Here is a 26,030-nt window from a genome sequence, read left to right on the forward strand (position 1 = left end):
AGACGTTTTACAAGTATCATTTCTTAATCCAATATCGATGTAGTATATTTAGAATTCTAATTGACCAACAATGAAAAATTTAAAAATCTATTACATCCATATTTTTTTTATTTGCTCTTCTTTTTCACTAATAGCTCAAGGTACTACTACAGAATATATTGAAACCGAGGCGGTAATCCAGGAAATTAATTTCAAAGTTAGATCTAGAAGATCTTCTGCAACTGCCAAAGTTGCTTATAAAACTTTAGAAGGTGATAGTCTCACAAGTACCGTAAAACTAATGCATATCCCGTTTATAGGTCCATTAGACAATGAAGGAGATACAATTAAAATTTTATATAATAAAGAAACACCACTCCTACTCACTACCAAAAGTAATTCCTTTTGGCAATCTTATGGATTATACATACTTATACTGATCGGAGTAATTATTCTAATTTATAGATTTATAAAAAGACCTAAATAAGTACCTCTTTATATATCAATACTCCCATATTAATTATAAAAAAAACAATAATTAAAAACCTACAAAAAAATTGTAATTCGATATAAAGAAGCCTAAAGCTTCTTTATATAAATCATTTTTGTAACTTTAAAAAGCTAATCACCTACATTATTTATGGCATTTACGGGACAAGAATTTGTTACTTTGACAGAAAAAACAATGCTTTATCTTATTATTATGGATAAAGAAGGAAACGTACATTATGCCAATAAACGCTGTGAAGCATTGTTTCAGTTACCTAATGATCAAATAATAGGGTCATCGATTAGAGATTATATTATCGATGAAGAAGAAAGTAAATTTGAAGAAATTATATCTAAATGCTGTAACCTTAAATCTCCGCAGAACTATACATTTAGATTTTCCCCTAAGTCAAATACAGGAATACTTACTCTTAAATTTGATTTCATTCTCTATGAAGATCTTATTTATGCTTCTGGAATTGATATTACTGAGGAGAATAAAGAACACTATTCGCTTATTTCATTATCAAAATTAACTAAAACTGGTGCTTGGTATTATAACCCCATTAGTGAAGAAATGTTTTTTTCTAAAGAATGTTACAACTTACATGACTTAGAACCGGGGACTCCTATTACAATGGAAAAAGCAATAAGTTATTATCGCCCAGAATCAAGACCAAAAATTTGGAAGTTTCTTGAAGATCTAATCAACAAAAAACCAACAGATTACACAGAAAAAATAATTACCGAAAAAGGTACAGAAAAATGGATTAGAGTATTAGGAGAACCTATTATTCATAATGATAAAGTAGTTTTTATTAATGGAAGTTTTGCAGATATAACAGAACGACAGAATTATCTAGAAAAATTAAAATATAACGAAGAAACTAAACGTCTAGCATTAAAAGGTATACGTTCTGGTTTATTTGATCATCACTTTGATATAAATGCTACATATTATAGTACGGATTTTAAAAAAATGTTAGGTTTACCACTAGATAAAGATTTTATATCAACTGATTTATTACAAAAATTAATTCATCCAGATGATATAGAAGATTCTATTGAGCGACATATAGAGGGCTTAAAAAAAACGGGGAATCATTATTTTAATCATTATAGAATAAAAAATAAAAAGGGAGATTATAGATATTACGAAATCCACGGATACCGGAAAAAGGATAAAAACAACAAAACGACCAGAATGATAGGTAACCTTATCGATGTTCATCAAAGAAAACTAAACGAGCATACGATAACAGAAAATCATAGTAGATTATTAGCTATGATCAATAATGGTTTTGCTTATACCATTTTATTAAATACTTCTGGGGAAATATTAATGGCAGATCAAGATTCTTTAAAAATTATAAAAAGAGATTTTAACGTAGATCCAACAAAAGAACCTACTCTTTTTATAGAAGTAATGCCTGTAAATTTTAAAACTACATTTTTTCACGAATTTAATGAAGCTTTAAAAGGCAATATTGTAAAAAAAGAAATAGAAAGAACCACATATAAAGGGGCGTCTCAATGGCTAGAATCCAAATACACTCCTATTAAAGATGGAGAAAATAAAGTAAATTCTATCTTAGTTAGTTTTCACGATATAACGGAGCAAAAAACAGCAGAGATTGCTAGAAAAGAAGCTCATATAAAAGAACAGGAATTAAGTAATCTAAAATCTAACATTCTATCCAATTTTAGTCACGAAATAAGAACACCACTTAATGGAATTGTTACGATAAGTAATATCTTACTATCAGGAGAAGAAAACCCTGAAGAGCGAAAAAAGTTAAGTGCATATCTTGATGAAAGTAAAGAAAGGCTTCTTGCAACAATAAACAATTTATCGCATTTTAGTGAAATAGAAACAATTCAGAAAAATCTAAATTACGTAGAAGTCGACATGAATTATACCATAGAGACTTCTTATAGAGAATATCGACATTTTGCCAACTCTAAAAATCTAAATTACGTTTTAAAACTTGATGAAAATTGTCCATCTGCTTCTATAGATGAAGATATTTTTCGAACTGCTATAAACAATATCATTCATAACGCTATTAAATATACGGATAAGGGAAAGGTATTAGTTAAAGTACAAGGAGAAGAAGAAAAAATAAAAATTACAATAAAGGATTCTGGAATTGGTATCGGAAAAGATAGTTTGAAAAAGATATTCGATCCTTTTATACAGGAAAGTATTGGTCTAAGCAGAAAGTACGAAGGAACCGGAATTGGTTTAAGTTTATCAAAAAGATATATTGAAATCCTTGGAGGAAAAATAAAAGTTATAAGTAAATTGAATCAGGGAACAAAATTCATTATTACAATCCCAAAAAATATATGAATATACTTTACGTAGAAGACAATAAAATTAATGCAATGGTTATGAATCGGATGTTATCTAAAAACTCATCCAATGTAATTATTGCAGAAAATGGTCCGATAGCTTTAAAGATGGTTAATGAATCTACCCTCGATCTAATTCTAGTAGATATAAACCTTGGTCTAAACCAAATGGATGGATGCGAACTATTAAAACGTTTTAAAAAGTTAGATGTACTAGAGAATATCCCTATATACGCAGTCACTGCATACGCCATGCCAGGTGATGCTCAAAAATTCATCAAAATAGGCTTTGATAAATACTTCTCTAAACCTGTTAATTTCGATAAACTTTTATCTGCTATTTCAAAAGTAAAATCAAAAATTAAATAAAAAAAGAGCACTAACAATTATTAGTGCTCTTTTTTTATTTAATTATAGTTATAACTATTGTTGTTCATAATCAGAATCCCAATCGGTACCATCATCACCTTTCTGTCCATCCATTTTTATCATAAAGTTTTTAGCTGGGAAATAAGGTTTCATGTGTATATCTAAATATACTCTATCCTTTTGGTTCGGATCTTGTTCGAAACGCTTAATCGAAAAATCTTCAATTAATTGATCTGGACCTGTAATTCCATCTAAGAATTTAACGATCTGTCCCATCAACTCCTTACGCGTTCTTGCATTAAAGTTTTCGAAAGCTCTTCTATTTAAGAAGTCCATTAATACTTTAGTCACATAATCAAATACCCTAACAACAGAATATGTCTGTAATCCTAAATTATCTCCGTTAAATAACGTTTTAGCAGAAAACGCCATTACTTTTCCATACTCATTAACCATAGGAACTAATCCCAATTTCTCTAACTGAGCAATCTCACTTTTCTTTAGGTCAAATCGAACACCATCTACCTCATTAATCCCACCATGTTTCTTACCTGCAGCAACCTGAGACATCAATGTTCTATATACCTGTCCTGCTAATGCACTAGAAGGTGGTACAAAAAGATCGTCTTCTTCTCCTACTTCATCATGTTTTCCTCTTCCTACTAACCAGTTACAAGCCATCATAACATTAGACCTGTATTTATCTCCACCAGTAAGATTAGCAGCTTCAAACATTTCCATAACATCATCTGGCTCATCAAGATGTTCGAAATCAGTAATCATCATTACCTTGTTCTCATGAGCAATCTTAGCCCATTTTTCTACTACTTTGTTAGATCCTAAGTAACCAGGTATTACTAAAATACCATAATTATCTCTTAAATCAAGACGGTCATACCCTTGAACTAATTCTTCTTGGATTGCATCAATAAATCTAGTATTATCTAGATCTTTTAACTGCTCCAATTCAGCATTCATGATATTAATATTCTTAACTTTTTGAGATTCTGTATTCTTAAAGAATAAAGCCACAGATCTATATGATTGTTCAAGTTCTCTAGTCTGCTCTAATGCTGCACCTAAGTTTTTCTCCAAAGATTTTCCAGCAATTTCAGAACGTTTTTCTGATTCTTCAACCATTTCAGAGATATCATCTGATGATGATAAAACATCTCTCCAAATTTCTAACGTTTTTTGAAGTTTAGCTCTTTCTAACTTTTTGGTTGATTCTGTAAGAAAAATCTTTTTACGGGCCTTACGATCGGGGTTCATATTCTGAACATCATCGATACACGCTTCTAAAAGATCAAAACCGCCATATCTAGCTAACTTTTCTTCGTTTATTTTTAATTCCTTTGCTGGATTTTCTATTTTAACACTCTCTTGAGCTTGTTTTCCTGCTGCCATGTGATTTATGTGTCTTTATCTTTTAACCTTGCTGTAATTCTGCTAATAATGATTCGATTGATCTTATCAACGCTTGTTTTGCATCTGGATCTGCTAAAGCAGTTTTTAAGATCTTATTGGATTTAAGTTGTTTCACCACCTTCAAATACTGATCCTTTTCAGTATCTAAATCATTTAAAAATTTACTCTGATCTATAATTCCTTTTTTTCCGAAATTACCTAAATGGCTAAATTTCAAAGTTTCTTTGCTTTCTACTCCATCCGCATCTTCAAACTCTACCTCTACTTCGGGCTTATAATTTTCAAATACATGATCAATAGATGTCAAACCGTTTACAATCTGCGGCTTAATAGGCTGATCTTGAGTTAATTTCTGAACAAGAAGTGTTTTATTTTGTCCGATTTCCAATATAGCTTCACTAGCATCGGTTTTTACCTCTGTTCCTCCTAATCCATATGTGTTATTGCTCATATTTTCTCTAAATAATGATTGTGAATTATAAATATACTAATTTTATTGCAGGATATGGTTCTTTATTCGTAGGACCATTCCATTTTTTCATCTTTTATATCAAGACTGACTTTACTCCCTTTACCTATCTTACCCGTAATCAGCATTTTAGACAAAGGACCTCTTAAATCAGTTCTAATAACTCCTCTTAAAGGTCTCGCCCCATATTTGGGGGTAAATCCCTTATAAGCTAAATATTCTTGTGCAGCCTCTGTAAGCTCTAATGTTACTTCTTGCTTATTAAGGGCTTTGTGTAAATCTTTTAATTGAATATTAAAAATCTTTACTACATTCTCTTTTGTAATCGGTGCAAAAGGAACAATTTCTGTTAACCTTCCTAAAAACTCTGGTCTAAAATGTCTAGACATCAATTCTAATAGATCTGATGATTTAGGAATTTCTCCATCTGTAAATGATTTTACAACATGCTCACTCCCAATATTAGAAGTAAACAAGATAACAGCATTTGAAAAATCTCCTGTTTTACCTAATCGATCATTCAACTTTCCTTCATCTAAAATCTGAAGGAAAATATCAAAAACTGATGGATGTGCTTTTTCTATTTCATCAAAAAGTACGATAGAATATGGTTTTTGCCTTATTTTATTTACTAACAACCCTCCTTCTTCATATCCTACATATCCTGGAGGAGCTCCATATAATAGCGCCGCAGAGTGTTCCTCTTTAAATTCTGACATATCAAACCTAATAATAGCATCTTCAGTCTGAAAAAGAAACTCAGCAAGAGATTTTGCTAATTCCGTTTTACCTGTACCTGTAGGACCTGTAAAGAAAAAAGAACCTGTCGGCAGTCCTGGTTTACTCAAGCCCGATCTCGATTCCAGTACAGCTTCAGAAATTGTTTTGATTGCATGATCTTGTCCAATCACTCTTTTCTTTAGGTGATCTTCCATATTAAGTAACCTTTCTTTTTCATCAGCCTGAAGTTTTCCTACCGGAATTCCAGTTTTATTTGCAATTGTGGCAGAAACATCATTCTTATCTATAAAGGTTTTCTCTTCTGAAGCTTTCTTAAAAAATTGATCCAAAATGGAAACAATCTTTGTTTTATAATTATCAAATGTCTCTTCTCCAAGGACCATTTCATCCTCTCCAAGTTCATTAAACAAAAGATAACTAAACTTACTTTTTAGATTATTGTAGATCCAACTTACTGCATTTATTTTATCAGTTTCTTCGGATTTCTGCTCTCCTATTTCTTTTACATCTTTTAGTAACGCTTCTACATTATTTGCTGTTGTTTCTATCATATATCTAGAAGCAGACATTGTTCTATCGATAAGATCTATAGCAGCATCGGGTAGACTTCTATCTTTATTAAATCGTTTAGAAAGTCTAATAGCTTCTGCAATAGTTTCGTCAATAATATCCAAACTATGATGCTCTTTATACTTATTAATAGTATTCGAAATCATGGTAAGCGCATCTTGTTCTGAAGGTTCATTTAAAGCAACAACTTCAAATCTCCTTGTGAGCCCTTCGTCAGTTTCTATATGTTTTCTGAAGGCATCATTAGTAGCCGTGGCTATGAACGTAACTTCTCCTTTTGCTAGTTCAGATTTTAAAATATTTACCAACCCTTGGTTCCCACTATTTTTATCTGTTAAATTATTAATCTCATCAATTAACAAAATAGGTTTGTCAAATTCTTTTAAGGCAACTAATATCTTTTTAAAACGATCCTCTACTTCACTTTTATAACTTGCTCCCGAAACAAGGTTTATAAAATCTAATTCATAAATTTGAGCATCCTGTAATCCATCAGGTACATTACCATTTACTACTGCTTCAGAAAAACCATCTAAAAGTACAGTTTTACCAACACCAGGTTCGCCTGTTATCAATACATTTGGTTTAGAATGTCTTCCTAAGATCTCAGTAATCATTTTCACCTCTGCATCTCTTCCAAAAACATCATCCAATTGTTTATTTTTTGCAGCAAAAGTTTTATCAAAACAATATTCATCTAGTATTCCTGAATCACCTTTTTGCACTTGAGAAGTTGTTGATCCACCATTAGTAGAAACTGCTTTTCCACCACCAGTCTTCCCTTGGGTTGCTGCTATTAAAATTTCATCAGCCTTAAGCGGTAGTGTCTTTAATTGTTCATAAGAAAATCCTACACCTGGAGTACATAAAGCAATTAAAACTGCATGAGGAGTTATTTCATCCTTACCCAATTTAAGTTTTAGGGTATCCGCTTCATTAAAAACTGCTTCTATAGATTTATCTCCTTGAACAGCATCCGGAATATTTACAACTCTTGGTAATGCCTCAATTCTAACTTCTGACCATTCTTCATAATAATATATATCGCCATCAATCTGATTAAAAAAATCTTTTAATCCTACATCTTTGTGTAAAAGAGCTTTCAATAAATGTGCAGCATTGTATTCATCATTATGATACTCTTTTGCAATTGATTGTGCTATGTGAATCGCATTATCAACCTTTGATGATAATGTATAATCTAGTATTTGCATGAAGTTGGTTTTTCGTAAAGTAAATAAATAACCCAATAATTAGCAAAAAATTATCAAATTGCTGAAAATAAAATTCGATTTTTATGCATTATGAGTGATTTTTTCCTCAAAAAGTAAAAAATACTTTAGCTTAACCAAAAATATGATTAAATATCGATTATACCTACCTAGTATTTGGGTAAAAGACCCCCCTGTTTTCAGGTAAAAAATTAAAAATCTTTAACGGATCTGAGAAAATCTAATTCCAAGATTTTTTTCTAAATCTCTAATCACTTTTAATTCTTGCTTTACTATAAGCGCTAATGATAACCCCGTTTTTCCTGCCCTAGCAGTTCTGCCACTTCTATGCGTATAATATTCTATTTGATCTGGCAACTGATAATGCACTACAAATGCTAAATCTGCTACATCAATTCCTCTAGCAGCTACATCAGTAGATACCAATAATTCTAAAGTAGCTTTCTTAAATGCACGCATTACTTTATCCCTATCTTTTTGAGTCATATCACCTTCTAGTAAGCCGACTTCATAATTTTTTGCTATCAGCTGTTTAGATAACTTACGAGCCGCGGCTTTCGTTTTAGTAAAAATTATTCCTCTTTGATTCTTATGAGATTTAAGAAAATAAGTAAGTGTATCTAATTTATTTACTTCTTCTCCAACTACAAAATGATGATCAATACCTTTATTAACAGCGTCATTTTTATCAATTGACACTCTTACAGCATCCTTGTCAACATAAGAATTAATAATTTCATTTAATCCTGATGGCATTGTAGCAGAAAAAAGCCATACATTTCTATATCCCTTAGTTTTACTCAAAATAGTAGTAAGATCCTTTTTGAATCCCATACTCAACATCTCATCAGCTTCGTCTAATACGATCGTTTTGATTTTGGAAATATCAACTGCTTTCCTTTCAATTAAATCAATTAATCTACCAGGAGTTGCAACCACAATATGGGTTGGTCTTTTTAATCTCGATAATTGAATTTCTATTTTTTCTCCACCATATACAGATTCTGTAAAAATTTTATCTGTATACTTAGTGAATTTAAAAAGCTGTTTTGCAATTTGTTGACCTAGTTCTCTTGTAGGTGCTAAGATTAATGCTTGAACTTCTTTTTTCTGGGAGTCTATAGTAGTTAATAAAGGAATACCAAAGGCGGCTGTTTTACCAGTTCCAGTCTGAGCTTTACCAATAAAGTCTACTTTATTATTGATAAGTACAGGTATTGATTGCTCTTGAATTTTTGTAGGTACTATTATTCCCATTTCTTTAAGACCTTTATTTAGATCTTTGGGAACACCTAATTCTGAAAATTTCATCCTCTATCTTTTATAGTGCAAAAATAGATGAATAAATTCATTGCCCAACTAAAACAATCAATAGATAAAATTAATTAGATGATTAGCAAGATATTTTCATGAAGTAATCGAATAATTGTCTTCTTAAAGTTAATCCTTTTTTATGAAAGTGCGATTCGTGCATACAAAAACCACCGGAACAATTAACGTCTGCACCTTCATCCGGAGATATAATATCCATAAGAGAAATACTTTCGGAATGGAATTCATTATGATCATTATGAGTCAAGTGATCATGATTACAATTTTCGTAAGAAAAAACTTTCTCACTCTGTTCGATTATATTTTTTTGATGAATTGAAAAATCAAAAGTAGTTATACTGCCACTAAACTGGCCTATAGTTTCTTTTAAAACATCCTCCTGTGCCTGAATAATAAAAGAAAACAATACAAAAACAAATAATAAAGCGGGGCGTAATAGTTTAGTCATATGTATATTTTTTGGCTTATTAATACAAGTTCAAATTTAATTCTACATTAAAAATAAGTAGCGTATTTCTGAGCAGTATTATTTAAAAACATCGGCAAAATACACATAAACAAGATTAAATGCAATTTTTTTTACACATTTAACACTATTTACGAGTGATTAAGACTACAATAAGAAAGTTAAAACCGTAATTCAACCCTTTTTTAATTAGAATAAGGTAGTTCCATCAGAAGAATGGTTCGGTAAATTAAGCTTTGTATTTAATCTATTATTTATTAGTTCTATAAAAAATTTAGAAAGCAGAGGTGACTCTTTTTCTATGTTTTGATGAACAAAAAAATGAATATCTTCAATCCCTTGATCTTTCCATGTTTTCAGTCTAGCCACCCACTCCTCCAGCCTAGTGTAATCTGTTTCATGATTTGCTCCTACGTATCTAATAAAAGCTTCCTTATTAGTTAATCTCATATGCAATAAATCTCTCCTTCCTGCTGAGTCTGTAATTATATTCGATACATCAGAACTCTCTAACAAATCATACAATTCGCTTGCGACCACCTCATCATTAAACCAATCTCTATGTCTAAACTCTATAGCTAATGATAATTCCTTTGGCCATTTTTCGACAAAACGTATAACTCTTTCAAAATACTTAGGAGCAAAATTACTATGCATTTGCAAAAAGATTGTCCCTAGTTTTTCTTTTAAATGAACCGCATTTGCTACATATTGATCTACATAAGGCTGGACATCTTCATTAAGTCTCTTAAGATGCGATATATTTTGTACAAGTTTTGGAAAAAACTTAAACCCTTCAGGTGTTTTATCATACCACTTCTTAAATTGATCTTCAGAAAAGATTCTATAAAAAGTAGCATTTAATTCAATACAATTAAATTGTCTAGAATAGTAATGTAATTCATCTTTTGTACCTCTAGGATAAAAACCCTTTAAATCTTGTTTATTCCACTTAGCACAGCCCACATACACAGAAACATCATTACTTCCTTCCTTCTGTAAAACTTTTAAAGTATCCTGATGATCTTCTGGCAATACAAAGTTTATATTTTCTGGGTGTTCTACTTTACCAAATTTCATAATATTTATTTAAAAAGTTTACTATAAATTGTGTAACAAAAATAGGATTCGAATGACTAACTATGCAGTAACAATAATAAAAAATTTAACAATGAATACTTTGAAATCACTAATTGTAGTACTAATTATAGCAATTATTGCTCCCACACAAGCGCAAACTGCTGATGAAATTATCGATACATATTTAGAAAATACCGGAGGTAAAGAAAACTGGAAAAAGCTTACTGGTACTAAAATGGTAGCCCAAGTAAACCAAGGAGGTATGGTTATACCTGTAACCATATATTCGGGAAACAAAGGTGAACAAGCTGTAGTTATTGAGTTACAAGGTAAAACAATTACTCAATTTGCTTTTGATGGTGAAACAATGTGGTCTACTAATTTCATGACTATGAAAGCAGAAAAAAGTGACAAAGAAACTACAGATAACATGAAATTATCAACGAATGATTTCCCGAATCCTTTTATAGATTATAAAGAAAAAGGATATACTGTAGAGTATTTAGGAAAGGAAACAAAAGAAGGTACTGAAACTTTCAAAGTACAGTTAACTACAGAACCTGTATCGTTAAATGGAGTAGAATCTCCAAGTATTAGCTACTACTACTTTGAAACTGAAAACTATGTTCCTATTCTGATCGAAACAACTCAAGGAGCTAATAAAACTACTATTACTTATAGTGATTATCAAGAAGTAGATGGTCTTTACTTCCCTTTCTCTATGTCTCAAGGCCCACAGCCTATAGAAATTAAAGAAATTGTATTGAATCCAGAAATAGAAGCTACTTTATTTGCTTTTCCTGCAGAGAAATAAAAAACACACTTTTATAAAAAAGCCTCATCTAAGTTTGAGGCTTTTTTTAATCACACAAACAACTATTATGCAACAATACATTAAAATCTTATGCTGCTTATTATGTATAAACATGAGCTTGGAAGCACAAGAAATATCATTAAATGGAAAAGAACTTTTTGGTGATATTAAAGCACGTCATATAGGTCCTGCCTTAATGAGTGGAAGAATTATTGATCTAGAAGCCCATCCTACCAACGCTAGAGTAATCTATGCTGGAACAGCGGGTGGTGGAGTATGGAGAACATCCAATGGAGGCGCTACATTTAATCCCATTTTTGATGAACACGCTCAATCCATTGGAGCTGTAGCTGTTGACCCTAATGATCCGGATAAAACAATATGGGTTGGAACTGGAGAGATATGGACAAGAAATAGTGTTTCTATTGGAGATGGACTTTATAAAACCACTAACGGAGGAGACACTTGGAATAAAATTGGTTTTGAAAAATCCGAGCGCATTAGTAGTATTGTGATCAATCCAAAAAACTCAAAAGAAGTTTATGTTGGTGTACTGGGAGCTTTATGGGGTGATAGCGATGAACGCGGTGTATACAAAACCACTGATGGCGGCGAGACTTGGAATAAAATACTATATACCAATACATCTACAGGTATTTCTGATCTTTTAATGGATCCAAACGATCCGAATACCCTTTATGCTTCTATGTGGGAATTTAGAAGAACTGGATGGTCTTTTAACTCCGGAGGTGCTAACAGTGCATTATACAAATCCATAGATGGTGGAAAAAACTGGAATAAAATTCATTCAGGTTTTCCTGAAGGAAATTTAGGTAGAATTGGTATTGCAGTGGCTCCATCTAATACAAAAATATTATACGCAGCGATTGAAAGTGAAGATGATAAAAGTAAAGGATTATATAGATCTGACGATGCTGGAAAAAATTGGAAGCAATTAAATAATGATTTTGAATTAGTAGTAAGACCATTTTATTTTTCTCGTCTTGTCGTTGACCCAAAAAACCCTGAAACTATTGTAAAAGGTGGTTTTCTTGGAGCTATTTCTAAAGATGGAGGAAAAACCTTTAAAAATCTTGGAAACATGCACGCTGATATTCATGATATTCTTTTTGATATCAATGATAGTGATAGAATGTATGCAGGAACAGATGGAGGAGTATACAGAAGTTGGGATGGTGGCGCAACTATGGAAATAGTAGAAAATCTTCCTGTATCACAATTTTATCAAATTAGTTTAGACAACGCAGAGCCATACAATATATATGGTGGATTACAAGATAATGGTTCTTGGTATGGTCCTTCCTCTTCTCCTGGAGGAATCGAAGCTAGAGATTGGAAAAGAATTGGTTATGGAGATGGCTTTAGAGTATTAAAGCACCCTACAAAACCAATTATATATTCTGAAATGCAAGGAGCTCAAAACGTATGGAGAATAAATACTGAGAAAAACACCACTAAAAATGTAGAACCAATACCTGATGGTGACGAAGAACTACGTTTTAATTGGAATGCTCCAATGGCTATTAGTGCTCACAAACCAGATCGTTTTTATATGGGGAGCCAATACCTTCATAAATCTGAAGATATGGGTAATAACTGGACAAAAATATCTCCAGACCTTACAACTAATGACCTTACTAAACAAGATAAAGAATCTGGAGGTCTTTCTAAAGATAAATCAGGAGCAGAAACACACACAACCATTTTTACCATAGCCGAATCTCCAGTGAACGAAAATGTAATTTGGGTTGGAACTGATGATGGAAATGTACAAGTCACTACAGATGGTGGGAAAAACTGGACAAATACAGTTAGTAATATTCCTAATTTACCTGCCAACACTTGGGTATATCATATAGAAGCAAGTGTTCATAATGCAGGAACTGCATACGCAGTTTTTGATGGACATACTTCTGGAGACATGAATACATATGTATACAAAACATCCGATTATGGAAAAAACTGGAAATCTATTGCAACCGATGATATTATAGGTTTTGCCAGAAATATTCAAGAAGACTATGAACAAGAAGATTTATTGTTCGTAGGAACAGAATTTGGACTATTTGTTACTATTAATGGTGGCAAAAATTGGGCTAGATTCACTAATAATATGCCAGCAACTGCAGTACATTTTATAGATCTTCATAAAAAAACGAATGATCTTGTTTTAGGTACTCATGGAAGAGGTGTAATAATATTGGACGACATTTCTTCTTTACGTCAGATCAATCAAGAAGTATTGGCTAAAAATGTACATTTTTTCAACACTAAACCTGGAATTATAAAAGAAAATAATGGGTTTGGAGGAGGAAGCACAGAAACTCAGTTCGTAGGACAGAACCCAAGTAGCAATCTAAAAATTATGTACTATCTAAAAAAGAGACATACTTTTGGAAAAATGAGCATGGAAATTCAGGATCTAAATGGAAATAAAATCACTGATTTACCTCCAGGAAAAGCCAAAGGAATTAATATAGTTCGATGGAATTACAGAAGTATCTCTCCAAAATCTGCATCAGGTAAAACATTTTCAATAGGAGCTGCTCCAAGAGTTGCTGCTGGTAAATACAAGGTAGTACTCACAAAAGGTAAAAACACCTATGAACATACTATAGATGTTGAACAAGATAAAAATTCGGAAGTGACTGAAGCTGAAAGAAAATCGCAACGTAAAACTTCTAAAGAACTTTATGTTATGATAGAAGATTTAGCTTATTTAGTTCATGAAATTGATCAAACAGTAAAAAAAGCCAAATCAATTGAAGAAAAATCTTCAAAAATTGCGACACCTGTTATCAAAGAATTAACTGAATTAAAAGAGTCTTTGGTTATTACTACAGGAGATAATTATGTTCAAGAAGCAGAACCAGAATTGCGAGAAAAGATTTCTAATCTATATAATGCAGTAACAAATAATTTTGAAAAACCGTCAAGTGCTCAATTAAACAATCAAAAAACACTGAATGAGAAATTAAAAAAAGCAATTGTAGATTTTCAAAAGATAAAGGATAAAAGAATATCTAAACTTGTGAAATATCTAGAGAAAAATGAAATTGCGCCCATAGATATTAAATCAAAAGCAGAATTCCTTAAAAAATAAATTTCAAAAAAATAAGGCTTCCATTTAGGAAGTCTTATTTTTTTTAAATAAAGCCTAAACATTATTTCTATTCATAAGAAAATGTTCATAACTGGTTTAAAACTCTGGTAAGTGTTCTGAAATTTAGATGAAACAATTCTGTATTTTTAGTAAACACTCTTTATTATGGAAAACAGGGAATCAAATTTATTGGCTATACGGCCACAAATTTTAAATGCAAGAGTTTCTGAAAACATGTCAAATGACGAGCAATTTCAAAACAAAACAATTAGACCAATCATTAAATTACAAAATGAATTATTAATTGAAGTGTTTAGAAATTATATCAAAAAAAGAAAAAATACTTTTTTTGAGCTTTCTATAGAAAAACGACTATTATTTATTGAGAATGCTGTTCAAAAGGACATGAAATTCAGAAACAGTTTAAAAGGAATGATTATTGGACAATTTACAGTAGATGAGTATCTCATATACATTGAAAATTCGTCATCCCTAAACAAAAGAATGATGAATATCGTTAGAGAACGTTTACAAAGTAATATTCAATTATTAGACAAACCAATTACGACATATTAAGCAATATGTGTTATTCTAATAAAAAAAGCGGATCAAAATTTTGATCCGCTTTTTTATTATTTAAAATACTTTAGTGAAGCCTAGTTTCCGCCTTCTAAAGCTTTTAATTTATTTTTCATATCATCCGCTTTAGGATCATCTAGTTGATAGAAAATCTGCATTAACGTACGAACAGCTTCTACATTATCAGGTTTTGATTGTAGAGCTCCTTCCAAATAAGGAACAGCTTCTCTATATAAATCTTGCTTTTGCTTTTTAAGAACATCAAATCTTTTATAATCTGCATTAGATCCACCAAGACTATTCATTTCTTCATTAAGAGCAGTTTCGCCACTTAAAATAATAGCAGCAATATTTATTTGAGCAGAAGAATAATCAGGCTTGATCTCTAAAGCTTTCTTATAATACGTAATTGCTTGTTCATTATCTCCTAATCGTGATGCACTTACACCTAAATTATATAACAAATTAGGATTCTCTGGATCGTTTGCAACTATTGCCTTCATTAACTCTTGGTATTTTTCTAAATTACCTAATTTGTAAAACATATTAGCCTCTTCTTGCATTAAAGCAGGATCATTAGGGTTTTGAGCCTTAGCAGATTCCATTGCCTTAATAGCCTCCTCATCTTTACCTTGAGCTATATAAATAAGAGCTATATTTTTAGTTATTTCTGCTTGTCTTGATTTCGTTTTAGAAACTTCTGGTTTGATATGCGTTCCTGCTTTTACAGAAAAATCTCTTAATTCTTTTGAATCAAATGGATCTACTTCTCCTGTCTCTTTATTAGTTGCCATAAAACGTTCCTCAACTCCTTTATAACCAACTTCAATTAATTCATTATAATACCTAAGTGCTGTATCATAATCCTTACCATTTACTGCATTAGAAGCAGCAAAATATAAATAAGACGTATCACTCTTTTTTGTCTTATACCCTAAATACAGTTTATCAGCAGCATCTTTATTCTTACCTGCTTTCTGATCCGCCACCGCTTGTTCTACTAAAGACTGGCGCAAATTTTGTATTCCTGTATTAGCTTGAGTAGTATATTTTTTACTACCCGAAACTTCTTCAATTTCTAATACTTTAGTATAAGCATTGGCTGCCTGCTCAATTTTATCCAAAGACTTATCGGATGATGCCGAAGAAACCTGTCCTTTTAGGAAATAATATTGTGCTTTCTGCTTATCATCTGCAGCTTCTAATTGCCCTTCAGCAGCTTTTAATGCATCACTGGCAACTTCTAGATCACCAGATTTTAATGCTTTTTTAGCCGCATTTAGTGCTTTCTTTTGTGAAAATCCAATAGCACTGATAGTTAAAAAAAATGCTACGACAAATTTAGTTTTCATTACTTTTGTTTTTACGGGATTCTTTTTATTCTTCTTCTTCTGTTTTATCAATAGTTGTGCCATCATTAGCATCACTATTATTTTGCAAAGATATATCAATTTCTTCAATATTTTCATCAATATCTTCAACATCGTCCTCTTCGTGCATAACTTTCGCTACCGCAGCAATAGAATCTTTGCCTTTTAAATTGATAAGACGAACTCCTTGCGTTGCACGTCCCATAACTCTAAGATCTTCTACAGAAAGTCGTATAGCAATACCTGATTTATTTATAATCATCAGATCATCAGAGTCCGTAACATTTTTAATTGCTACTAATTCTCCAGTTTTATCTGTAACAGATATCGTTTTTACTCCTTTTCCTCCTCTATTAGTGATTCTGTAGTCTTCTAATTTAGAACGCTTTCCATATCCGTTTTCAGAAACAACTAAAATGTTACTTTCCATGTCATTTACAGCAACCATTCCAATTACCTCATCTTTATCATCAGCTAAGCGTATTCCTCTTACACCAGAAGCACCACGACCCATTGGTCTAGTTTTTTCTTCTTCGAAACGAATTGCTTTTCCGGATTTAACAGCTAACATAACTTGACTTTTACCATCAGTTAATTTAGCTTCTAATAGTTCATCATTATCCTTAATAGTAATAGCATTAATACCATTTGTACGTGGTCTAGAATATTGTTCTAAAGAAGTCTTTTTTACCTGACCTTTTTTAGTTGCCATTATTACATAATGAGAATTAATATATTCCTCATCTTTTAAGTCCTGTGTACAAATAAATGCTTTTACTTTATCATCATTTTCTATATTGATAAGATTTTGTATTGCTCTACCTTTTGAAGTCTTACTTCCTTCTGGTATTTCGTATACTCTCATCCAGAAACATTTTCCTTTTTGAGTAAAAAACAGCATATACTGATGATTTGTACCAACAAATAAATGCTCTAAGAAGTCTTCATTACGAGTTGTACTTCCTTTCTGACCAACTCCTCCTCTATTCTGTTTTTTATACTCTGTTAGAGATGTCCTTTTAATATATCCTGCATGAGAAATAGTTATAACTACTTTCTCATTAGGAATCATATCCTCTATACTTAGATCACCACCGGCATATTCTATTTGAGAACGACGTGCATCACCATACTTATCTTTAACCTCAAGAAGTTCTTCTTTAATGATATCCATTCGACGATCCTTTTTATCAAGAATATCCTTAAGATCTTCAATTGTTTTCATTAACTCATCATACTCCGCTCTTAATTTATCTTGCTCCAGACCTGTTAGCTGACGTAGACGCATCTCTACAATCGCTTTTGCCTGAATTTCTGATAATTTAAATCTAGTAATAAGCTTTTCTCTAGCCTCTTCTGCATTAGAAGATGCTCTTATTAATTTAATTACTTCATCAATATTATCTGATGCTATAATTAATCCTTCTAGAATATGTGCTCTTTCTTCTGCCTTTCTTAATTCATATCTCGTTCTTCGCACGACAACTTCATGTCTATGCTCTACAAAATGATGAATCATTTCTTTTACGTTCAACAACTGAGGTCTTCCTTTTACCAGTGCGATATTATTAACACTAAAAGAAGATTGTAATGCTGTATACTTATAAAGAAGATTAAGAACAATATTAGGTATCGCATCTCTTTTTAAAATATAAACGATACGCATTCCTTTTCTATCAGACTCATCTCTAATAGTTGAGATACCGTCTATTTTCTTATCATTTACAAGATCGGCAGTTTTCTTAATCATATCTGCCTTATTCACCTGATAAGGAATTTCAGATACAATAATACACTCTCTTCCATTAACCTCTTCAAAACTAGCTTTGGCACGCATTACTATTCTACCTCTACCTGTTTTAAAAGCTTCTCTTACACCATCATAACCATAAATTATACCTCCTGTAGGAAAATCAGGAGCCTTAATATGCTGTATAAGTTCATCTATTTCAATATCATTATTATTGATATATTCAATAGTTCCATCTACAACTTCGCTTAAATTATGAGGAGGCATGTTAGTTGCCATACCTACAGCAATACCTGATGCTCCATTAATTAACAATCCCGGAACCCTACTTGGTAATACTGTTGGTTCCTGTAGTGTATCATCAAAATTAAATGTATGATCTACAGTATCTTTTTCGATATCAGCAAGCATATCTTCCGAAATCTTACGCATTCTTGCTTCTGTATATCGCATTGCTGCTGGACTATCTCCATCTACAGAACCAAAGTTACCTTGACCATCAACCAACATATAACGTAAACTCCACTCTTGAGCCATACGTACCATAGTATCATATACGGAAGTATCACCATGTGGGTGATATTTTCCAAGAACTTCTCCTACAATTCTCGCTGATTTCTTATGAGCACTACTAGCTTTAACGCCTAACTCATACATACCATATAGAACTCTCCTATGCACTGGCTTAAGACCATCTCTAACATCAGGAAGTGCACGTGATACAATCACCGACATCGAATAATCGATGTACGCAGACTTCATTTCATCCTCTATATTGATAGGTATTAGCTTTTCTCCTTCTGCCATAAAAATTATTTTATTCTAAAATTGATTTTATTTAACGCGCTAATTTAAGTAAATTAAGACGGTTTTAACAGGCAATACCCTTCCTAATATACGTAATTTATTAACAACTTAAACGACCAATTTGGTTAATAAGTCTATAAATATAGATTTTGATTATTAATGCATTTTTTGTCTATTTACTCAAAAATCTGAATACCCAAGATTATATTTACTAAATTTCGAGGGAGATTTTAATTTTATTTTTAGACTTACTGAAAATATGACATTAAGGGCTATTATGTCAGCTTTCCTGTTAATGATGGTTAAAAGGAATAGTTTTTGTCAGTTTAATTTTAAAAAATTACTATATTTAGTAATAAAGAAATACAGAAAAAGAAAGAAACTAATTATATGGATGATAATTTTTCACCAAGAGTCAAAGATGTAATTGCATACAGTAAAGAGGAAGCACTTCGTTTAGGGCACGACTTTATTGGTACAGAACATCTTATGTTGGGACTATTACGTGATGGAAGTGGAAAAGCAATTAGTATACTTGATGCGTTAGATATTGATTTAACAAATTTGAGAAGAAAAGTTGAAATTCTCAGCCCCGCAAATCCTAATGTAGCAGTTGCTACAAATGAAAAAAAGAATTTACACCTAACTAGACAAGCAGAAAGAGCCCTTAAAACAACTTTTTTAGAAGCAAAATTGTTTCAGAGCTCCTCTATTAATACTGCACATCTATTACTGTGCATTTTACGTAACGAAAACGATCCAACTACCAAACTTTTAAACAAGCTTAAGGTAGATTATGATAATGTTAAAGATCAATTTAAATTTATGATTGCTAACGAAGAAGAATTTATAGAAAACCCAAAAGCCGAATCATTTTCTGATGATGATGATATGGCTGGAGACACTTCAAAAGAGAATCCATTTAATTCTCCAACTGGTGGTGCTAAAACTAACAAAAAATCTAAGACTCCTGTATTAGACAATTTCGGAAGAGATTTAACTGCAATGGCAGAAGAAGGGAAACTAGACCCAGTTGTTGGAAGAACAAAAGAAATAGAACGTGTTTCTCAAATATTAAGTAGAAGAAAGAAAAACAATCCTCTACTAATTGGAGAACCTGGAGTTGGAAAATCTGCTATAGCGGAAGGTTTAGCTCTAAGAATCGTTAAAAGAAAAGTTTCTAGGATTTTATTTGACAAAAGAGTTGTTACTTTAGATCTAGCTAGTTTAGTAGCTGGAACAAAATACAGAGGACAATTCGAGGAACGAATGAAAGCTGTAATGAATGAGTTAGAAAAGAATGATGATATTATTCTTTTCATTGATGAAATTCATACCATTGTAGGTGCCGGTGGAGCAACTGGTAGTTTAGATGCCTCTAACATGTTTAAACCTGCCTTAGCTAGAGGTGAAATTCAATGTATTGGTGCTACTACATTAGATGAGTACAGACAATATATTGAAAAAGATGGTGCATTAGAAAGACGTTTTCAAAAGGTTATAGTTGAACCAACTAACATTGAGGAAACTATAGAAATCCTAAACAACATCAAAGAAAAATATGAAGAACATCATAATGTAAGTTATACTGATGAAGCAATTCAAGCATGTGTAAAGCTTACCAATAGATATATGACTGATCGGTTTTTACCGGACAAAGCCATAGATGCTTTGGATGAAGCTGGATCTAGAGTTCATATTACAAATATTGATGTTCCTAAGAAAATCTTGGATTTAGAGAAAAAGCTTGAAGAAGTACGGGAGTTAAAAAATAGCGTAGTCAAAAAGCAGAAATATGAAGAAGCTGCTAAATTAAGAGATGATGAAAAAAATCTTGAAAAAGAATTAAGTCAAGCTCAAGAGCAATGGGAAAAAGATTCTAAACTACATAAAGAAACTGTAGACGAAGAAAATGTTGCTGATGTAGTTTCTATGATGACAGGAATCCCGGTTAATAGAATCGCTCAAACCGAAAGCAATAAACTTGCCGAACTACCAAATCTTATAAAAGGCAAAGTCATCGGTCAAGACGAAGCTGTATCTAAGGTAGTTAAAGCAATACAACGTAATAGAGCAGGGCTTAAAGATCCTAATAAACCTATTGGATCCTTTATATTTCTAGGCCAAACTGGTGTTGGAAAAACGCAATTAGCCAAGGTACTCGCAAGAGAACTTTTTGACAGTGAAGATACGCTAATACGTATTGACATGAGTGAATATATGGAAAAGTTTGCGGTCTCTAGATTAATAGGAGCACCTCCAGGATATGTGGGTTATGAAGAAGGTGGACAACTTACCGAAAAAGTAAGAAGAAAACCGTACGCTGTTATTCTATTAGATGAAATTGAAAAAGCACATCCTGACGTATTCAACATGATGCTCCAAGTATTAGATGACGGATACCTAACAGATAGCCTTGGTCGAAAAATTGATTTCAGAAATGCGATCATTATAATGACTTCTAATATTGGTGCACGTAAACTAAAAGATTTTGGACAAGGTGTTGGTTTTGGGACTAGTGCCAAGAAGACTCAATCAGATAGTTACGCCAAAGGAGTTATTGAGAATGCTTTAAAGAAAGCTTTTGCTCCAGAATTCCTGAATAGAGTTGATGATGTTATTGTATTCAACGCGCTTGAACGTGAGGATATCCATAAAATTATTGACATAGAATTAGAAAAACTTTACGGAAGAATTAAAGGTCTTGGATATGATCTATCTCTAAGTGAAAAAGCTAAGGATTATATTACGGAAAAAGGATTTGACAAACAATATGGAGCAAGACCATTAAAAAGAGCTATTCAAAAATATATTGAAGACGCTTTAGCTGAGGAAATTATTAGCGCTCAGCTACAAGAAGGAGACAGTATATTTATGGATCTTGATGATGATTCCAATGAATTGACTATAAAAATAAAGAAAGCTGAAGAGTCGACAGAATCTTAGGTTACAATTAAAAATTATTTATAAAAAAAAACTCTGGTATAATAGATATATCAGAGTTTTTTTTATGAATAATTACAACATAGCTAACTAACTTCTATCAAACAAAATCAATTAAAAAACCAGCACGTTCTTAAGGAGATACAAGAAGTTCACCTGAAGAACAAATTAGAAACAAAATGACAAGGGAAAAATCCCAAATAAAATTAAAAAACACTTACTTTTTAATTTCTGAAAATATATATTTGCTCTACCTAAAAAATACCCCAAAATGATTACTTCCTATTTATTGGATTTTGGTCTTATAGAAATATTCGAAGACTATATAAAGGTTACTATAAACGAAGGCGTAACAGTATCACCAGAGCACAACGATGTTCTTTTAGAAATGGTAGAAAAACACTATAAGAATAAAGCTTTCTTATACTTAACACATCGAATCAATTCTTATTCAGTAAATCCTACCATATACCTAGAAACTGCTAAAATTGAAAACTTAATCGGTTTCGCAGTTGTGTCAGATAACCCCATTCAAATAAAACAAACAAAACTTGAAAAAGCCTTCTTCAGTAAAGAGCTTAGACGTTTTGATGATATAGAATCTGCGCTACAATGGAAAAATGAATTACTAGATAAATACGAAAAATCATTTTACTAAAATTTCCCCGAAGATACATTGGGTAGTTAAATTTTAATTTTTAAAAACAATACTTTTATTGTAACTTAATGGAAAATTAACCATACTTAAATAATAGTATCGTTTTACCTAAAATGTCAAAACACTATGATTTAGGTTTCGCTTTGGTGGAAATCCGGGAAGATTATTTAAAAAACACCATTTCAGAAGGGTTTTTAGTTATGCCAAGACATAACAAACTACTATTGGAATTTGTAACAAAATACTTCAAGGATAAACCGTTTGTGTATATTTCTAACAGAGTTAACACATACGCAGTTGACCCCACAGTTTACCATGAAACTACCAAGATAGATACCCTTGTTGGTATTGCAGTGGTATCTAAAAATCATAGACAAAAAAAATTAACAGAACTCGAAAGTAAATTTTTCGAAAAGAAACTGAAGTATTTCTCCAGTATCGACAATGCTTTAGAGTGGAAAAATGAAATATTAAAAAAGGAATAAATTTTATTAAATACTTTTATCCTTGTTAAACCCAACATCTAAACTCCCCCAATGATTAGATCATATAATTTAGATTTTTGTAAACTGGATATTTATCATAACTACATGATTGCGGTTATGAATGAAGGAATAGTGGTATGTACTTTAAAAAATTCAATTCTCATTAAAATAGCAGAGAAACATTTTAAAAAAACACCTTTTGTTTATATAACCCATAGAGTTCATTCCTATGCTGTAGACCCTATTATTTATATAAAAACTGCCGAAGTCACCAATCTTATGGGGTTTGCAGTTGTATCCAATGATCCAAAACAAAAGACACTAACTAGTTACGAAAAGTCTTTTTTTAAAAAAGATTTTAAACAATTTGAAAATTTAGAATCTGCACTAACTTGGAAAGATGAAATTCTAGGACAAAAAAAAGAAGATCTACTATTAATAGACCAACAAAAAAAGAGCACCAATTAAAACAATTGATGCTCTTTTTAACATAAAACTTTTTTCTACTTTGCTATATTAACTGCCCTAGTCTCTCTGATCACAGTAATTTTTACTTGACCAGGATATGTCATATCTGTTTGTATTTTTTGAGAAATTTCAAATGATAAACTAGCCGCTCTTTCGTCATTCACTTTCTCACTTTCAACAATAACTCTTAGCTCTCTACCAGCTTGAATAGCATATGCTTTTTTAACTCCATTAAATCCAAACGCTATATCTTCTAAATCTTTTAATCTTTGTATATAAGAATCTAAAACCTGACGACGCGCTCCAGGCCTTGCTCCACTAATTGCATCACAAACCTGAACTATTGGAGAAATAAGTGCATTCATTTCTATTTCATCATGGTGTGCCCCTATTGCATTACACACATCTGGTTTCTCTCCATACTTCTCTGCCCACTGCATTCCTAAAATAGCATGTGGAACTTCTGTTTCCGTATCTGGAACTTTACCTATATCATGTAACAACCCAGCCCTTTTAGCTAATTTAGGGTTTAGACCTAACTCAGAAGCCATTACTCCACATAGTTTGGCAACCTCTCTTGAATGTTGTAAAAGATTTTGACCATAAGAAGAACGATACTTCATTCTACCCACCGTTTTAATCAGTTCTGGATGCAACCCATGAATACCAAGATCAATAACGGTTCTTTTACCGACTTCTATAATCTCTTCATCAATTTGTTTTCTAGTCTTCTTTACTATTTCCTCAATACGTGCCGGATGTATTCTACCATCCGTTACTAATTTATGAAGTGAAAGACGTGCTACTTCTCGTCTTACAGAATCAAAACAAGATAATATAATAGCTTCTGGAGTATCATCTACTATGATTTCTACACCTGTAGCAGCTTCTATTGCTCTAATATTTCTTCCTTCTCGTCCAATAATTCGACCTTTTACATCATCACTCTCAATATTAAATACGGAAACACAATTTTCTACAGCTTCCTCTGTTCCAATTCGTTGAATAGTATTTATTATTACTTTTTTAGCCTCTTGTTGTGCAGTAAGCTTAGCTTCTTCAATAGTATCCTGAATCAGAGCCATAGAATCAGTTTTTGCTTGCTCTTTTAAAGACTCTACAAGTTGATCCTTAGCTTCTTCTGCAGACAATCCAGATATCACTTCTAATTGCTGCACCTGACTTTTATGAAGTTTCTTCAATTCACTTTGCTTCTTTTCAAGGTAATCATTACGATGATTATAATCCTTAACCTTCTGGTCCAATTCGGCATTAAGCTTCTTACCTTTAGATAATTCATTAGAAACCTGGGATTCTTTATCCCTTGTTCTTTTTTCTGCCTCAGCCATCTTTTTATCTCGAGACAGAATCACTTTTTCGTGCTCAGATTTTAATTCGATAAACTTTTCTTTAGCCTGAAGTATTTTATCTTTCTTAATTGTCTCTCCTTCACTCTTTGCCTCTCTTATAATACTTTGAGAAGTTTTCTTAGCGCTTTTGATAATTTCTGAAGCTTTATTGCGCTCTAATACCTTAGCAATGACAAAGCCAATCACTAATCCCGCAACTGCCGCAATAATCAAAAATATAATATTATCCATAATCCTAGTTAGTGTTTATATATAAAAAAAGCCTGCACTAGTTTGGGTTTTGTATAAACTCTGTAAAAACAGGTTTAGGGCTAACAAGCTGATCAAGGATCCGTGACACTGAAAAATCAGCACGGCTTGCTTTTACAACTTAAACTCACCCTTTTTAAAATAATTCTTGTTGAGTTTATCAAAAAATAATAACTAGTGCAGGCAGTAACCTTATTTATTTTAATGAACGTCTAAGATAGATGATCTTGTAACAAATCATTTAGAGCACCTAATCTGCCCAAAACATTTATTTCATCACTATCTTTATCTATAACCTTTTGTTCTACTTGTGCAGCAAACTGTAAAGCGCACATCGCCAATACATCTTGCTTATCTCTCACCGCATAACTTTGCTCAAACTGTTTAATCATGGCCTCAATCTTTTTAGCTGCCTTACGTAACCCCTCTTCTTGATCAGGATTTATCGTTAATGGATATACTCTATCCGCAACCGAAAGTTTGATTTTTAATTTATCCGCCATAGTATTAATTACTCTGATAATTGCGCTATACACACATCTATCTCCCTTATTAAGGCATTTATCTTGAGCTTGGTTTCCCTTTTGTATTTATCACTGCCCAGCATCGCATTTGCATTTTTGAGTGCACTGAATTTCTCTTCCCATTGTTTTAATTGATCAACTTGGAGTTCAGAATTTTCTTCTAAATTCTTTATCTTTCCCTTCAGATCGGCATTTTGCTGCTTAAGTAAATCATACTTATGAAGCAACTTACTTATCCTATTCTCAAGAGAATCAACAATTTCAATTAAATCACTCATTATAATTTTACGCAATACTTCGTTACACAAAGTTAACATACCAATTGAAAAAACCCAATAGTTTTTAAACTAATTTTATAGCAACAATATCTAGTCAATCA

Annotated in this window: 21 protein-coding genes and 1 other RNA gene; 10 read left to right on the forward strand and 12 right to left on the reverse strand. The window is 32.0% G+C overall.

All coding sequences use genetic code 11. The features are described 5' to 3' along the window. The first annotated feature begins 70 nt into the window (after positions 1–70). The 3 genes from H526_RS0110205 to H526_RS0110215 all read left to right on the forward strand — a co-directional run bounded on the left by H526_RS0110205 (position 71) and on the right by H526_RS0110215 (position 3,192). Positions 71–466: a hypothetical protein gene (locus H526_RS0110205; RefSeq protein WP_027392909.1), complete on the forward strand. Its 396-nt coding sequence runs from the start codon at positions 71–73 to the stop codon at positions 464–466. 153 nt (positions 467–619) lie between these two features. Further along, on the forward strand, positions 620–2,821 hold the full coding sequence (locus H526_RS0110210; RefSeq protein WP_027392910.1) for a PAS domain S-box protein: 2,202 nt from the start codon (positions 620–622) through the stop codon (positions 2,819–2,821). Continuing rightward, positions 2,818–3,192 (forward strand): response regulator, encoded by a 375-nt coding sequence (locus H526_RS0110215; RefSeq protein WP_035085140.1) that lies wholly within the window; start codon positions 2,818–2,820, stop codon positions 3,190–3,192. The genes H526_RS0110210 and H526_RS0110215 overlap by 4 nt, the downstream gene beginning before the upstream one ends. Before the next feature lie 54 nt (positions 3,193–3,246). On the opposite strand, the gene H526_RS0110220 is transcribed toward H526_RS0110215, so the two are convergent. From H526_RS0110220 to H526_RS0110245, 6 genes are all read right to left on the reverse strand, one after another. Beyond that, entirely contained in the window at positions 3,247–4,599 is a 1,353-nt protein-coding gene (locus H526_RS0110220; protein ID WP_027392912.1) for a DUF5458 family protein, read from the reverse strand. A gap of 22 nt (positions 4,600–4,621) precedes the next feature. After that, positions 4,622–5,071 carry a hypothetical protein gene (locus H526_RS0110225; protein WP_027392913.1) on the reverse strand — a complete coding sequence of 150 codons (450 nt, stop codon included), beginning with the start codon at positions 5,069–5,071 and terminating at the stop codon, positions 4,622–4,624. Positions 5,072–5,133: 62 nt separating this feature from the next. Beyond that, positions 5,134–7,614 carry an ATP-dependent Clp protease ATP-binding subunit gene (locus H526_RS0110230; protein ID WP_035085141.1) on the reverse strand — a complete coding sequence of 827 codons (2,481 nt, stop codon included), beginning with the start codon at positions 7,612–7,614 and terminating at the stop codon, positions 5,134–5,136. Between the two features lie 219 nt (positions 7,615–7,833). Further along, positions 7,834–8,943, reverse strand: coding sequence for a DEAD/DEAH box helicase (locus tag H526_RS0110235; RefSeq protein WP_027392915.1), 1,110 nt, complete (start codon positions 8,941–8,943; stop codon positions 7,834–7,836). Positions 8,944–9,025: 82 nt separating this feature from the next. Continuing rightward, positions 9,026–9,412 carry a hypothetical protein gene (locus H526_RS0110240; RefSeq protein ID WP_027392916.1) on the reverse strand — a complete coding sequence of 129 codons (387 nt, stop codon included), beginning with the start codon at positions 9,410–9,412 and terminating at the stop codon, positions 9,026–9,028. 207 nt (positions 9,413–9,619) lie between these two features. Further along, entirely contained in the window at positions 9,620–10,510 is an 891-nt protein-coding gene (locus H526_RS0110245) for a DUF72 domain-containing protein (RefSeq protein WP_027392917.1), read from the reverse strand. Between the two features lie 91 nt (positions 10,511–10,601). On the opposite strand from H526_RS0110245, the gene H526_RS0110250 reads away from it, so the two are divergent. From H526_RS0110250 to H526_RS0110260, 3 genes are all read left to right on the forward strand, one after another. Continuing rightward, positions 10,602–11,324: a LolA-like protein gene (locus H526_RS0110250; RefSeq protein WP_027392918.1), complete on the forward strand. Its 723-nt coding sequence runs from the start codon at positions 10,602–10,604 to the stop codon at positions 11,322–11,324. Positions 11,325–11,436: 112 nt separating this feature from the next. Next, entirely contained in the window at positions 11,437–14,448 is a 3,012-nt protein-coding gene (locus H526_RS0110255) for a VPS10 domain-containing protein (RefSeq protein ID WP_245591199.1), read from the forward strand. 165 nt (positions 14,449–14,613) lie between these two features. Next, complete coding sequence (locus H526_RS0110260; RefSeq protein WP_027392920.1) at positions 14,614–15,024, forward strand: hypothetical protein; 411 nt, start codon at positions 14,614–14,616, stop codon at positions 15,022–15,024. A gap of 80 nt (positions 15,025–15,104) precedes the next feature. On the opposite strand, the gene H526_RS0110265 is transcribed toward H526_RS0110260, so the two are convergent. Both H526_RS0110265 and gyrA read right to left on the reverse strand, forming a co-directional pair. Beyond that, on the reverse strand, positions 15,105–16,379 hold the full coding sequence (locus tag H526_RS0110265; RefSeq protein ID WP_027392921.1) for a tetratricopeptide repeat protein: 1,275 nt from the start codon (positions 16,377–16,379) through the stop codon (positions 15,105–15,107). Positions 16,380–16,404: 25 nt separating this feature from the next. Then, positions 16,405–18,954: a DNA gyrase subunit A gene (gene gyrA / locus H526_RS0110270; protein ID WP_027392922.1), complete on the reverse strand. Its 2,550-nt coding sequence runs from the start codon at positions 18,952–18,954 to the stop codon at positions 16,405–16,407. 390 nt (positions 18,955–19,344) lie between these two features. On the opposite strand from gyrA, the gene H526_RS0110275 reads away from it, so the two are divergent. The 4 genes from H526_RS0110275 (at position 19,345) to H526_RS28845 (ending at position 23,508) form a co-directional block, all read left to right on the forward strand. After that, a complete protein-coding gene (locus tag H526_RS0110275) occupies positions 19,345–21,900 on the forward strand; it encodes an ATP-dependent Clp protease ATP-binding subunit (RefSeq protein WP_027392923.1) in 2,556 nt (851 codons plus the stop codon). 268 nt (positions 21,901–22,168) lie between these two features. Beyond that, positions 22,169–22,555 (forward strand): STAS/SEC14 domain-containing protein, encoded by a 387-nt coding sequence (locus tag H526_RS0110280; RefSeq protein WP_027392924.1) that lies wholly within the window; start codon positions 22,169–22,171, stop codon positions 22,553–22,555. Positions 22,556–22,668: 113 nt separating this feature from the next. Next, positions 22,669–23,040, forward strand: coding sequence for a SpoIIAA family protein (locus H526_RS0110285; RefSeq protein ID WP_027392925.1), 372 nt, complete (start codon positions 22,669–22,671; stop codon positions 23,038–23,040). Positions 23,041–23,091: 51 nt separating this feature from the next. After that, positions 23,092–23,508, forward strand: coding sequence for a hypothetical protein (locus H526_RS28845; RefSeq protein ID WP_147404297.1), 417 nt, complete (start codon positions 23,092–23,094; stop codon positions 23,506–23,508). 35 nt (positions 23,509–23,543) lie between these two features. Here the strand turns inward: H526_RS28845 and rny are convergent, their stop codons facing one another. The 4 genes from rny to H526_RS0110305 all read right to left on the reverse strand — a co-directional run bounded on the left by rny (position 23,544) and on the right by H526_RS0110305 (position 25,929). Further along, positions 23,544–25,109 carry a ribonuclease Y gene (gene rny, locus H526_RS0110295; protein ID WP_027392926.1) on the reverse strand — a complete coding sequence of 522 codons (1,566 nt, stop codon included), beginning with the start codon at positions 25,107–25,109 and terminating at the stop codon, positions 23,544–23,546. A 55-nt stretch (positions 25,110–25,164) separates the two neighbouring features. After that, positions 25,165–25,284, reverse strand: a non-coding RNA gene (gene ssrS, locus H526_RS31475) — 6S RNA. Between the two features lie 55 nt (positions 25,285–25,339). After that, positions 25,340–25,630: a cell division protein ZapA gene (locus H526_RS0110300; RefSeq protein WP_027392927.1), complete on the reverse strand. Its 291-nt coding sequence runs from the start codon at positions 25,628–25,630 to the stop codon at positions 25,340–25,342. An 8-nt stretch (positions 25,631–25,638) separates the two neighbouring features. Beyond that, entirely contained in the window at positions 25,639–25,929 is a 291-nt protein-coding gene (locus tag H526_RS0110305; protein ID WP_027392928.1) for a hypothetical protein, read from the reverse strand. Positions 25,930–26,030: the final 101 nt, after the last annotated feature.

Source organism: Aquimarina latercula DSM 2041 (assembly GCF_000430645.1).
In the GTDB taxonomy this organism is placed as follows: Bacteria; Bacteroidota; Bacteroidia; order Flavobacteriales; family Flavobacteriaceae; genus Aquimarina; species Aquimarina latercula.